Annotated in this window: 11 protein-coding genes and 1 riboswitch; all 11 genes read right to left on the reverse strand. The window is 45.6% G+C overall.

All coding sequences use genetic code 11. The features are described from left to right. Window positions 1-15: 15 nt before the first annotated feature. Entirely contained in the window at window positions 16-630 is a 615-nt protein-coding gene (locus ACRC6Q_RS11035) for a succinate dehydrogenase cytochrome b558 subunit (RefSeq protein WP_223638332.1), read from the reverse strand. A gap of 410 nt (window positions 631-1,040) precedes the next feature. Next, window positions 1,041-2,267, reverse strand: coding sequence for an aspartate kinase (locus ACRC6Q_RS11040; protein WP_431466532.1), 1,227 nt, complete (start codon window positions 2,265-2,267; stop codon window positions 1,041-1,043). Window positions 2,268-2,390: 123 nt separating this feature from the next. Next, window positions 2,391-2,565: riboswitch (Lysine riboswitch) on the reverse strand. Between the two features lie 37 nt (window positions 2,566-2,602). Continuing rightward, the gene (gene uvrC, locus ACRC6Q_RS11045; RefSeq protein ID WP_223638337.1) at window positions 2,603-4,399 is read right to left on the reverse strand and encodes an excinuclease ABC subunit UvrC; all 1,797 of its coding nucleotides are present in this window, start codon (window positions 4,397-4,399) and stop codon (window positions 2,603-2,605) included. A gap of 54 nt (window positions 4,400-4,453) precedes the next feature. Beyond that, window positions 4,454-4,768 (reverse strand): thioredoxin, encoded by a 315-nt coding sequence (gene trxA, locus ACRC6Q_RS11050; protein ID WP_008431421.1) that lies wholly within the window; start codon window positions 4,766-4,768, stop codon window positions 4,454-4,456. Between the two features lie 156 nt (window positions 4,769-4,924). Next, window positions 4,925-5,890 (reverse strand): electron transfer flavoprotein subunit alpha/FixB family protein, encoded by a 966-nt coding sequence (locus ACRC6Q_RS11055; protein ID WP_431466533.1) that lies wholly within the window; start codon window positions 5,888-5,890, stop codon window positions 4,925-4,927. Between the two features lie 463 nt (window positions 5,891-6,353). Next, window positions 6,354-7,127, reverse strand: a complete 774-nt coding sequence (locus tag ACRC6Q_RS11060) for an electron transfer flavoprotein subunit beta/FixA family protein (protein WP_223638348.1) — start codon at window positions 7,125-7,127, stop codon at window positions 6,354-6,356. A gap of 20 nt (window positions 7,128-7,147) precedes the next feature. Beyond that, window positions 7,148-7,921, reverse strand: a complete 774-nt coding sequence (locus tag ACRC6Q_RS11065) for an enoyl-CoA hydratase (RefSeq protein ID WP_223638351.1) — start codon at window positions 7,919-7,921, stop codon at window positions 7,148-7,150. Window positions 7,922-7,938: 17 nt separating this feature from the next. After that, complete coding sequence (locus tag ACRC6Q_RS11070) at window positions 7,939-8,523, reverse strand: TetR/AcrR family transcriptional regulator (protein WP_223638354.1); 585 nt, start codon at window positions 8,521-8,523, stop codon at window positions 7,939-7,941. A 96-nt stretch (window positions 8,524-8,619) separates the two neighbouring features. After that, entirely contained in the window at window positions 8,620-10,311 is a 1,692-nt protein-coding gene (locus tag ACRC6Q_RS11075) for an AMP-binding protein (RefSeq protein ID WP_223638357.1), read from the reverse strand. A 319-nt stretch (window positions 10,312-10,630) separates the two neighbouring features. Further along, the gene (locus ACRC6Q_RS11080) at window positions 10,631-11,044 is read right to left on the reverse strand and encodes a DUF350 domain-containing protein (RefSeq protein ID WP_223638360.1); all 414 of its coding nucleotides are present in this window, start codon (window positions 11,042-11,044) and stop codon (window positions 10,631-10,633) included. 23 nt (window positions 11,045-11,067) lie between these two features. Then, window positions 11,068-13,428, reverse strand: a complete 2,361-nt coding sequence (locus ACRC6Q_RS11085) for an endonuclease MutS2 (RefSeq protein WP_431466534.1) — start codon at window positions 13,426-13,428, stop codon at window positions 11,068-11,070. Window positions 13,429-13,583: the final 155 nt, after the last annotated feature.

The raw sequence follows: 13,583 nt of genomic DNA on the forward strand, positions 1-13,583 counted from the left end.
ATGATTGAAACATTCTTAAACGAATGCAAACAATGCTCTGATACCAATGATCGATAATACAATAAATACTAGAAGCGTGAAATAAGTTGCGTTTCGCTGTGATGCTTCGGACTGTGTAATTCCCCATGTAACAAGGAATGACCAAATTCCGTTCGAGAAATGGAAAACTGCTGCCAACACACCGACGATGTAGAAGGCCAACATGAATGGATTGCTTAAAATGTTTTCCATCATATTGAAATCAGCTTCTGCTGCTGCTCCGATCGCGACTTGGAATCTTGTTTCAAAGACGTGCCAAGCGATGAAGACTACCAGGAAGACCCCTGTATAACGTTGTGCGACAAACAAAATGTTGCGCATATAGCTATAATGCCCAGGATTGTTCTTCGAAGTAAACGCTATGTATAGACCGTAGAATGCGTGATACATGAGCGGTAAATAAATGACAAATATCTCCAGGAAAATAACGAATGGAAGATTTGCCATGAAGTGAGATGCATTATTGAATGCCTCTACCCCTTGTGTAGCAAAATGGTTGACGATTAAGTGCTGCGTTAAGAATAAACCGATAGGAATGATCCCCAACAATGAGTGCAGCCTGCGCATTAAAAATTCACGATTGTTATCCAAAATTTTACCCCCCTCAAAACATTGATTGGCAACTTTCAAAGCTAACGATATATTACGAAAGCACCTGAAGCCGCACACCATCATGATACATTAATATGACATATTTATTGTACTCTCCCCCTTTAGGAGCGTCAAGGCACCGAAACTCTTTTGAACAGATAGTTACTAAGTATTTTATTGATGAATTACGCCCTATCTGCAATAAAACAGCTTGGAATGTAACCGTTTTAATAGAATTCTGACAAAAAGCGATTCTCTAATTGAGAATCGCTTTTTGACCCTAATTCATCGTATTGTAGTGATAACAGCATTATTGCACTATTGCTATTGAGAATTTGAACAAATTGTGAATTTTATCACTTACTATTATTATTTGGCGGATGTTGCCTTTTTACTTGAAGAGCTGTGCATTAAGAAGACTGGACTTCAGACAGACCATAGGCATCATGTAAAGCATTCGCCGATTTTCTCATATCTGATTCCGGCACCACTACTGAAATTTTGATTTCGGAGGTGCTGACCATTTTCACTGGAATCTCCTGGCTTCTTAAAATATCGAACATCCGTGCAGCTACGCCCGGATTGGATACCATTCCCGATCCCACAATCGACACTTTCGACAAACCGACCTCGACGTTCAGCGACAGGAAGCCGATTTCATCTTTTGCGTCTGTGAGGACACGGCGCGTTTCTTCCAGGCTTTCCTGAGAGATGGAAAATGAAACCGATGGCGGAAATTCATCACTGATGCTTTGGACGATGATGTCCACATCAATCTGATTTTCAGCAAGTTTTGTAAATATATTGGCTAGGGAACCGTTGAATGGTTTTTTATAAGTGACGGTCACACGCGCGATTCCGGGTTCAAATGCAACACCTCTGACGATTAAGTTTTTCTCCACAGTGATCACCTCTTGTATGATTGTGCCAGGCTCATTTGAATAACTTGCTCTGACGGATAATGGTACATGATTGTTTTTTGCGAACTCGACGGCGCGTGGATGCAGGACCCCTGCCCCCAAATTGGCGAGCTCCAGCATTTCGTCATAGGAAATCTGTTCCAGCTTGCGTGCACCTGTGACAAACCGCGGATCCGATGTATAGACACCGTTGACATCTGTATAAATTTCGCATTTCTCCGCTTTTAAAGCTGCGGCCAGTGCAACAGCCGTCGTATCAGATCCACCTCGGCCGAGCGTGGTGATATTGCCGATTTTATCGACTCCTTGAAAACCGGCCACCACACAAAAATAGCCATTTTCCAATACACGTTCAAGACGCTCTGTATGGATTTGTTCAATGCGTGCATTGCGGGGCACGGATTCTGTTTCGATTCCCGCCTGCCAACCGGTAAAAGATAAGGCTTCATGACCCAGCTTTTTGAAGGCCATCGCCAAGAGCGAAATGGTGATCTGCTCACCAGTGGCCAGCAGCATGTCCATTTCCCGCTTTGGCGGTTCAGAAGAAATTTCCCCGGCCAGCCCGAGCAGCGTATCGGTCGTCTTGCCCATAGCCGAAACGACAATGACAACCCGTTTGCCTTTTTCTTTTTCACGGATGGCCCGTTCAGCCACTCCGATGATCTTTTCCGGAGTTGCGACAGACGTCCCTCCAAATTTCATGACGATTGTTTCCATTTCATCCACTCCCACATTTAGTATGTGGCCCTCACTATGACCGGCAGCAAAGCCGGCCACAAAAAAAGGCAGTTCACCGCAACCACGGCAAACTACCTCTTTCATCATGTACGAAAAACGTCCATGTGAGATAGCCCTCCAGAGATTGACTCTGACAGCTCTGCATTTCTTAAATGCAGAACCAGCATGCGCAACAGCAGTAACACGCACACTTCGGCGACCGCCCCTTTCACCATTCATCTCAGATTCTGCAAATCTCCGAATGCTTACTATTGACGTTCGCGCCTCTATCATCACTTTTCCAAGTGATTCAATTATTCTATTACGATAACACGTTAAGATTCGCTTGGCAATGTGTCTTCCCCAAAATGCTGACTGATGGACAACGCCAGAGCTTCCGGCATTCCGGCCTCTTTGATTTCTTCGACAGAGGCTTCTTTGAGTTTCTTGACAGATCCAAAATGCTTCAGCAGCTGTTGTTTGCGTTTCGGTCCGACTCCTTCAAGACCGTCGAGCGCCGACTGGATCGAATTCTTGCCGCGCAGCTGACGGTGGAAAGTGATGACAAAACGGTGGACCTCATCTTGAATCCGCTGCATCAGATAGAAAGCTTCACTGGTCCGCTTGAGCGGCACAACTTCAGCAGGTGACCCATACAGCAATTGGGAAGTTTGATGCTTTGCATCTTTCGCCAGTCCTGCAATCGGTATCGATAAACCGAGTTCGTCCTCCAGGATTTCGCGCGCCGACTCCATCTGGCCTTTTCCTCCATCGATGACGATCAGATCCGGCAAAGGCAGACCGTCTTTCAGGACTCGTGAATAGCGGCGGCGGATAACTTCGCGCATTGCTGCATAATCATCGGGCTTGGAAGCATTGCGTGTTTTGTATTTCCGGTAATCCTTTTTGGAAGGCTTGCCGTCGATGAACGTAATCATCGCAGATACCGCATCGGCTCCTTGAATGTGGGAGTTGTCGAATGCTTCGATGCGTAATGGCGTTTCGATGTTCATTGCTTCTCCCAGGTCTACGCAGGCACCGATTGTCCGTTCTTCCTGGCGCTCGAGCAGCTGGAATTTCTCTTTGATGGCAATTTCGGCATTTTTCTTAGCCAGCGCCACCAAATCTTTTTTCTTGCCGCGCTGGGGAACCAGTACCCGGACTCCAAGCCATTCTTTCAACATCTCCGGATCATCCGCTTCCGGCAACAGAATTTCACTCGGCTTGACATGGTTGGCCTTTTCATAAAATTGGCCCAGAAACGTCAAAAATTCTTCTTCTGGATCCCGATAGAGCGGAAACAGCGAAACGTCGCGTTCAATCAGTTTGCCTTGACGCACAAAAAAGACTTGTACGCACATCCAGCCCTTATCGACTGCATAGGCAAAGACGTCGCGATTGGTGAAATCGTTCATCGCCATCTTCTGTTTTTCCATCACGGTTTCAATCATGGAAATTTGGTCGCGGTATTCCTTGGCACGCTCAAATTCCAGGTTCTCTGAAGCTTCGGACATCTTCTCGACCAATTGCTGCTTCACTTCCCGGAATCCGCCGTTCAGGAATCTGGTGATGCCGTCGATCATTTCCTGATAGGTTTCCTTTTCGACAGGCTTGACGCAAGGAGCCAAACATTGCCCTAAATGATAGTACAAACAAACCCGATCCGGCATGGTATGGCATTTCCGCAATGGATACAGACGATCCAACAGCTTTTTCGTCTCCGCTGCCGCGTAAGCATTCGGGTAAGGGCCAAAGTATTTTCCTTTGTCTTTTTTCACCTGTCTGGTTGTAATCAGCTTCGGATGGCGCTCTCCCGTGATTTTCAAGTACGGATAGCTTTTGTCATCCTTCAGCATAATATTGTATTTAGGGTCATATTTTTTGATCAAATTCAATTCGAGAATCAACGCTTCTTTATCTGAAGAAGTGACGATATATTCGAAATCCTCGATTTCATTGACCAAACGCTGTGTTTTTGCATCGTGGCTGCCCGTGAAATACGAGCGCACGCGGTTTTTCAAAACTTTCGCCTTACCGACATAAATGACGGTATTCTGGCGATCCTTCATCAAATAGCAGCCTGGTTGACCAGGCAATACTGCCAATTTATGCTGAATCAATTCGTTAGCCATCTTTTATCTCACCCTATTAAAAAACCGGGCACCATCGCTGGACCCGGTTAAGAATTATGCGTGTTTTTCAACCAATTCAGCTAAAGCTTCTTTCGGTCTGAAACCAACCACTTTGTCAACTGTTTCTCCGTCTTTCATCAACAACAAAGTCGGAATGGACATGATGCCGTAGTTTCCAGCTGTTTCCTGGTTTTGATCCACATCAACTTTTACGATTTTAACTTTATCGCTCATTTCAGCGTCTAATTCTTCCAGCACTGGAGCGATCATTTTACATGGTCCGCACCAAGTTGCCCAAAAATCTACTAAAACGAGTCCTTCTGATACTTCTTGTGAAAAGTTCTGATCTGTTCCGTGTACGATTGCCATGAATAATTCCTCCTTATGATTGAACCAAACTATATACAGAGTATAGCATGTGCTAAAAACACTAGCTATTTTTTTGCCTACTCTTCCAATACCCGGCAACTGAGGGCGTTAAACAGAAAACGGCGGCTGGCCCAGTGGACCCGCCGCCATTCAAAATTACATTACTTTCTTGAATTCTTCTGTCAGCATCGGGATGACTTCGAACAAGTCTCCGACAATGCCGTAATCCGCTACTTTGAAGATGTTCGCTTCCGGATCTTTGTTGATCGCCACGATCACTTTCGAGTTGGACATACCGGCCATGTGCTGGATTGCGCCAGAAATACCAGCTGCGATATACAGGTCAGGTGTAACCACTTTGCCTGTCTGACCGATTTGAAGCGAGTAATCGCAATAATCCGCGTCACAAGCTCCGCGTGATGCCCCAACAGCGCCGCCAAGAAGATTCGCCAATTCCTGCAACGGCTCAAATCCATCAGCACTCTTAACTCCACGGCCTCCGGCTACGATGACTTTCGCTTCCGAAAGATCGACGCCTTCAGATGATTTGCGCACAACGTTTTTGATGATTGTGCGAAGGTTTGTAATATCAACCGACAACGAACTGACATCGCCTGAACGTTCCTGTCTTTCAAGCGGTGCAATGTTGTTCGAACGCACGGTGATGAAAACGATGCCTTCTTTCAGCTTCACTTTTTCAAATGCTTTACCAGAGAAGATCGGGCGGATGAATACGGCCTCATCGCCTTCGCCTTCAATGTCCGTTACATCCGAAATCAATCCGGACTGTAATTTGGAAGCGATTTTCGGAGCCAAATCTTTGCCGACTGCCGTATGGCCGAAGACAAGACCTTCCGGATTTTCCTGTTCAACGACTGCCATGAATGCTTGGCCGTAGCCGTCCGATGTATACGATTTCAAATGCGGATGTTCAACCGTTACGACGCGGTCAGCACCGTATGCAATCAGTTCAGCGCCGAAATCTACAACCGAATCACCGATCAGAACACCTACTACTTCTCCGCCGCCAGAAATTTTCTTAGCTGCTGCAATTGCTTCAAATGAGACATTACGCAAAGCGCCTTCGCGCGTTTCTCCTAAAACCAATACTTTTTTCGCCATAGTCCGTTTACCCCCTAAGTAGATGTGAAAAATGTTCCCGCCTTTACGGGTTAGATAACTCCTAGAAATCATGAAGGTTTACTTAATATTTATACTGAACTAATATTTTTTCAATTCAAATTTTATTACGGATATTCCGCAAACCAGCTCCGCTTTCCTGCGGGCTTGCACCGAACTAACTCGGGCTGGCCCGAGTGGATTTCGGTACTTCGCTATCCCGCGGGAGTCTACACTGATTTGCTCCATATCCTAGTAATTTAACAATCTAATTTTTTATTGCTCTAATTTATAAAGCATCATAGAAGAAGGAGTGGAAGGCGGCGACTCCTGCGGGAAAGCGCGTCCAGGTGAGACCCCGGAAGGCGCTAGCCTGAGGAGGCTCACGGACCGCCCGCGGAAAGCGTCCGCCTGGAGCGAGTTCTTCCTATGACTCCTATGCAAAAATAAATAAACTAAAACTTCTTTAAATAACCTTCGCTTCGTTGCGCAGCAATCCTACCAGTTCTGTTACCTGGTTGGAGATGTCGCCTTCAAGAATACGGCCAGCCGCTTTTTTCGGTGGCAGGTAGATTTCGATTGTTTCTGTTTTCGCTTCTACATCGTCTTCTTCGATATCCAAATCATCCAGTTCCAATTCTTCAAGCGGCTTTTTCTTCGCTTTCATGATTCCTGGAAGTGATGGATAACGCGGCTCGTTCAAGCCCTGCTGAGCTGTTACCAGAAGCGGCAATGATGTTTCCAATTCTTCCGCATCCCCTTCAATATCGCGGACGATGGTAACCGTTTCGCCTTCAATGCTCAGGCTGGTGATCGTTGTGACATAGTTGATGCCAAGCAAATCAGCAACACGTGGTCCGACTTGGCCGGATCCGCCGTCGATTGCTACGTTACCCGCTAAAATCAAATCAGCTTCTTTGTCTTTTAAATATTCAGCCAGTATGTACGCAGAAGTAAACTGGTCCATTTCTTCTATATCGTCTTCCGTGTTGATCAAGACCGCTTTGTCAGCGCCCATTGCAAGAGCTGTACGAAGCTGCTTCTCAGCCTCGTCGCTGCCGATTGTGACTACTGTCACTTCGCCGCCGTGTGCATCACGGACTGTGATTGCTTCTTCAATTGCGTATTCATCGTATGGATTGATGATGAATTCCGCGCCGTCTTCCTGGATTTGTCCACCTGAAACGACAATTTTCTCTTCTGTGTCAAACGTACGTTTTACCAATACATAAATGTTCATGAACGTAAACCTCCCAAGTATTATTTCCCTTTAAATTGTGCTTCACGTTTTTCCAGAAATGCCTGGATTCCTTCTTTTGCATCCTCCGAAACAAAAACAGTTCCAAAAGATGCAGCTTCAGCATCTACACCTTCATGATAAGACGCAGGCTTTGTGTACTGCAGCATCTGAATAGCCGCCTTCACAGAAACTGGACTTTTCTTCGCAATCTTGCGCGCGATTGAAAGCGTTTCCGAAAGTAGGTCTTCTTCTGCATAAGCACGGTTAGCCAAACCATATTGAGCAGCTTCCGTTCCGGAGATCGGATCGCTCGTCAACAGCATCTCTGCTGCCTTCGCTGCCCCTACATATCTCGGCAGGCGCTGTGTTCCAGCAAAACCGGGAATCAACCCTAGTTGAAGCTCCGGTAATCCCAGTTTAGCATTTTCAGTAACAAATCGCATGTGGCAACTCATTGCCAATTCCAAGCCGCCACCTAAAGCCGCTCCATGGATCGCCGCGATGACTGGCTTATGGAAAGTTTCGACTCGTTCAAATACTTCCTGGCCACTCGCTGATAATTTTGAAAATTCTTCTCCTGAAGATACTTGCGTAAACTCCTTGATGTCAGCCCCTGCAGAAAAGAACCTTCCTTCTCCGTGCAGGACGATGACTCGAACCTCTTCATCATTCTCCACTTGGTTCAACAATTCATCGACTTCCAAAATGAGTGAACGCGACAGTGCATTTGCCGGCGGACGATTAATCGTCGCGACAGCTACTCCATCTTCTTTTTTCCAACTGATAAATTCCATCCAATGAGCCCCTTCCCTTAAGCCTGCATACCTTTCAGCAGCAAACGCTGAACTTGTGGTGCGAGTTCGACTAAATCATATTTATGATCATTCATGACCCATGTAGTGATGGTCTCATCCATTGTACCAAAAACCATCTGTCTGGCTAAACGAATATCCATTGCTGCATCAAATTCGCCATCTTCCATGCCTTTGACCAGAATCTTGTCCATCAACTTCAAATATTCACGCAGTACATTATTGATCTTCATACGAATTTCGTAATTTGACTGCCGTAATTCAAGCTGTGTGACGATCGCCAGATGGATGTCACTGGCCAATAATTCAAAGTGGCTTTCAATCATAAGGCCGAGCTTGGTCGATGCATCCAGGTCGCGGGAGATGATTTGTTCCAGCTTACTGACGAACACGCCCATCTTTTCCTGAAATACAGAGATCAGGATGTCTTCTTTGTTTTTGAAATACAAATAGATCGTTCCGTCGGCCACACCTGCCTGTTTGGCTATTTTCGAGACCTGCGCCTGATGGTAGCCATTTTCAGCGATGACAATAACTGCCGCATCAATGATTTGCTTATATTTCGGCTTATCTTTTTTTACCAAGTTGTCACCACCCAAAAAAATATGAAAATATGAATGGCGATTCATTCATATTTTCATATTATAGATTATTCGTTAAAGTGTCAAGTTTTTATCCGATTACGATGTGATTGCTTCGTCTTGCTTAGCGATCTCTTCATCCACCAACGAACGGCGCAGGATTTTTCCGACTGCAGTTTTCGGCAGTTCTTTGCGGAACTCATAAATACGCGGCACTTTAAATGAAGCTAAATGCTCCCGGCAGTACGTATTGAATTCTTCTTCTGTTACATTATAGCCTTCTTTCAACACAATGTATGCTTTTACTGTTTCACCGCGATACGGATCCGGGATACCGGCAACTACACATTCCTGCACGGCTTCGTGCTCATACAACACTTCTTCGATTTCGCGCGGATAAATATTGAAACCACCTGCGATGATCATATCTTTTTTGCGGTCGACGATAAAGAAATGGCCTTCATCATCCATATAGCCAAGGTCACCAGTCAGCAACCAGCCATCTACAATTGTAGCAGCGGTTTCTTCGGGTTTATTCCAATAGCCTTTCATCACTTGAGGGCCTTTAATGGCAATTTCACCGATTTCACCGTTCGGCACGGGATTCGTCGTACCTGTCTGGAAAATCTTGCAGTCGGTATCCGGATACGGTAAGCCGATCGAACCTTTCGTCCGCTCTCCCCATACCAAATTCGAATGGGTAACCGGAGACGTTTCCGTTAATCCATAGCCTTCCACCAGTTTTCCACCAGTCAGCTTTTCGAACTTTTCCTGTACTTCCGCTGGAAGAGGCGCCGAACCGCTTAGGCATGCTTCAATTGAAGACAAGTCATATTTGCCGATATCGGGGTGGTTCATCAATCCGATATATAGAGTTGGGGCTCCCGGGAAAAGAGTCGGCTTTTGTTTGTTGATGGTCTTCAAGGCCGTTTCCGGATCGAACTTCGGCAACAGCACCATCTTATTGCCTTGCATGACGGATAGGATCAACACCGTCGTTAAACCATAGACATGGAATAACGGGATGATCCCGATGATGGTCTCTTCGCCGTCTGTGGTTTTATACAGCCAGCTGTCGCACATCGTCGCATTTGAAATGATGTTCTTATGCGTCAGCATAACGCCTTTCGGCGAGCCTGTAGTGCCTCCTGTATATTGCAGCAAAGCCAAGTCTTCTTCAAAGTCAAATGGAGTTTCCTTAACAGTCGGTTGAGCAGTTTTCATGATTTCAGTGAACAGGTGATTAATGCCTCTGTGCTCGACTTTTACGGTCATGCCATACTGTTTTTTCTGAATGAATGGATAGACCAGATTTTTCGGGAATGTCAGGTAATCCTTGATGCCCGTGACGATGACATTTTCCAGATCCGTTTCCTTCAATACCTTCGAAATCCGAGGGAATAAAATGTCCAAGCCGATAATAGCTTTTGCACCTGAATCCTTCATCTGGTAGGCGATCTCCCGCTCCGTATATAACGGGTTTGTCATGACGACAACGCCTCCCGCATAAAGGATTCCGTAAAAGCTGATAACCGCCTGAGGACAGTTCGGCAGCATGATCGAAACTCTATCGCCTTTCTTGATGCCCAGTTTTTGAAGGTAGTTGGCGAACTTCATGGAAGATTGATAAAGTTCTTCATATGAAAGTTCCTTCCCCATAAAATGGATCGCCACTTTTTGTGGAAATTTTTCATAAGCTTTTGTTAAATATTCCTGTACAGGCATACTTGGGTATTCGAGCGTATGCGGAACTTCCGGTGGATAATGTGCAAGCCAAGGCTTTTCAGTCATTCTTTAGACCTCCTAATTTTTTTAGAATCGTGCGAATATTCCTATTTTTAATTATAGAGTTAAATGATACCGCTTTCAAACTTTATTTTTATAAGTTGAATATAAATTTTAAAAGATGGATTGTATGTGTCTTAAATTCAAGAACTTTCCTTTTCATTTCCTGGCGATCGATAAGAATATAAATTTACTCCAACAAAAAAGCCAGCTCAAAGGCTGGCTCTGTCCATTAGAAAATGAACAGAAAGATGACTCCCACAATCAAAAAGATTGCACAAAAGACGAAAAGAATCTTAATAAGGTTTTCCATGACATCCAACTCCTATTGAATACTGGCTCCGATGACAAACGACAAACCGACAGAGATGGTCATTGAGATAAAACCGACAGAACGGTTATCCTGTTCAATTTCATCATCCACTTTAAATTTAGGTGTCAGGAACTCAAACAGAATATAGGCGAAAATCAGTAAGGTAAAACCGAATAATCCCCAACCGATCATTTCAAACAAAGAGTTATGCTGTTCGATGGAAAACCGGAAGATATTGGTCACGCCAAAAATCTTTCCGCCTGTCGCCATCGCCACTGCAAGATTCCCTTTTTTGATTTGTTCCCAGTTATTATATTTTGTCACCATTTCAAAAATCACCATGGCGACGATCAAGCACAATACCACCACACTGAAATAGCCGGCTGACTCCACCAGCGGGTGTGTCCAAAATCCAGTCTCTGTCATTTCTTATGCTCCTCTGCGGAAACTTACTTTAATTCGGCGACGGTCACACCCGAGCCGCCTTCACCTGCTTCACCAAAACGATAATTTTTCACTCGTGGATGTTTTTTCAAATACTGCTGGACGCCTTGGCGCAGTGCACCCGTCCCTTTTCCATGAATGATCGAAACTTGATGATAGTTTGATAATAACGCATCATCAAGGTATTTTTCAACACGTGCAAGTGCATCTTCATAGCGTTCACCACGTAAATCGAGTTCCATCTTCACATGGCTGTCCCGGTCTTTCAATGTCGCCATGGTCCGCGTTTCTTTCTGCTTTTCCGGTTTGGTATAAGACAAGTCGGATTCAGGCAATTTCATCTTCAAAATGCCGATTTGAACAATCCACTCATTTTTGGAAACTTTCTCGACCAAGGTCCCTTTTTGGCCGAATGAAATCACTTTGACTTCGTCATTGGCTTTCAAGGGCTTCGCCGCATTGTCTTTCGCCGCTTTTTTCAGGATGCGGTTTTCCGGCATGGCGTTTTCGAGGCGTTTCTTCGCGTCGATCAGTTCATGTTCTTTTACGGAAGAACTTTGATTCAGCTGCATTTTACGCAGATCCGAGATGACAGCTTCTGCTTCTGCTCTGGCTTCTTCGACAATTTTACGCGCCTTTTCTTTCGCTTTTTCTTCCAGCCGTTCTTTTTGCTGCTCATATTCTACTAATTGCTGAGCCAGCTCTTTTTTCAGCTGTTCCGATTGGGATAGAACCTCTTTGGTCCGCTCGGCGTCCTGCTCTGCTTCACGGCGGCTCTTCTCGAGCGAGGCGATCATCGAATCGACGGCTTTGCTGTCAGTTCCCGTAAAACTCTTGGCATGTTTGATGATATGCTCCGGCAAACCGAGGCGTTTGGAGATTTCGAAGGCATTGCTTCGGCCAGGAACACCGATCAATAGACGATAGGTCGGGCTCAATGTCTCCACATCAAATTCCACGCTGGCATTCGCCACGCCCGGCCGGTTAAAGCCATATGCCTTCAATTCAGGATAATGCGTCGTCGCAATGACGCGTGCACCTCTGCCATGGACTTCATCCAATAACGAAATGGCCAGCGCTGCACCTTCCTGCGGATCCGTTCCCGCTCCCAGTTCATCGAAGATAACCAGTGAATTCTCATCGAACTTGGTCAGGATGTCAACGATGTTGACCATATGGGAAGAAAAAGTACTAAGGCTTTGCTCAATTGACTGTTCGTCTCCGATATCTGCGAAAATCTGATCGAATACCGCCAACTCCGAACCGTCGAGTGCAGGTACTGGAAGTCCGGATTGAGCCATCAATGTCGACAGTCCCACAGTCTTCAAGGTTACCGTCTTCCCACCTGTATTCGGCCCCGTTATGACGATTGCGGTAATATCTCCACCGAATTCGATGTCATTCGGCACAACTTCGTCTTTCGGAATCAATGGATGGCGGGCTTTCCGCAAGTTGATATAGCCTTCTGTGTTCATCGTCGGCTTAGTGCCTCTGTGGGCTGCACCGTATTTTGCTTTTGCCAGGATCAAATCGATTTCACCCAGCACTTCAACCAAATTGAATAATTCATGGGCAACTTCCTGCACTTGCGCTGAAAGCATGAGCAGGATCCGATCGATTTCTTCTTTTTCCTTCATCTTCAGGCGGCGCACTTCATTGTTTGCCTGTACAACTGCATCCGGTTCGATGAACAAGGTCTGCCCTGAAGAAGATTGGTCATGCACGATACCGCCGTAATGGTTGCGGTATTCCTGTTTAACCGGGATGACGAAACGGTCATTGCGTATCGTAACAATCGAATCCGACAACATTTTCGATGCGTTTTTTCCGCGCACCAAACTTTCCAGACGCTCACGCACACGGCTTTCCTGTGTCCGCAATTGCTGGCGGATCGAGCGCAATTCTGAACTGGCGCTGTCCAAGACCCCACCATTGTCATCAATACAGACATTGATGGCGTGTTCAAGAGCTGTCAGAATCGGCATCGATTCTTTCTTCTCCAGAAAATGCGGAATCTGAATCACCGCTTCTTCCTGAATAGTTTCGAAAAACTGGCGCAGGATGCGGCTCGCTCGGATGGTCGATGAAACTTCCATCAATTCCATTGGGCTTAGGCTTCCGCCGATTTGTGCTCTTCGTGCATGCAGGCGGATATCGAAGATCCCGCCCATCGGCACATTGTTTTTAACACGCAATACTTGGGCGCCTTCGTCCATCTCTTCGAGCAGCCGGTTGACTTCATTGATGTCTGTGGATGGCAAAAGCTTATCCACATGGGCTTTTCCGAGTGACGAAGTACAGAAACGTGCCACTTCATCGCGGATTTTATAAAATTCAAGTGTTCTTAATGCGCGCTCTGCGATCATTGAAGAACCTCCTAACGTTTCAGATAAATTGATAATGATATTGCAAAAGATAACTCTGCTTCAATTAGACGAAGCGATATAAGTTGAACTTATGAATTTTCTTTTTAACTTAATAAGAGTGAATTAACGAAGAAAGTGCTCAAGGCTGATGCTTT

Origin of the sequence: Planococcus sp. SE5232 (assembly GCF_050686535.1) — a bacterium.
In the GTDB taxonomy this organism is placed as follows: domain Bacteria; phylum Bacillota; class Bacilli; order Bacillales_A; family Planococcaceae; genus Planococcus.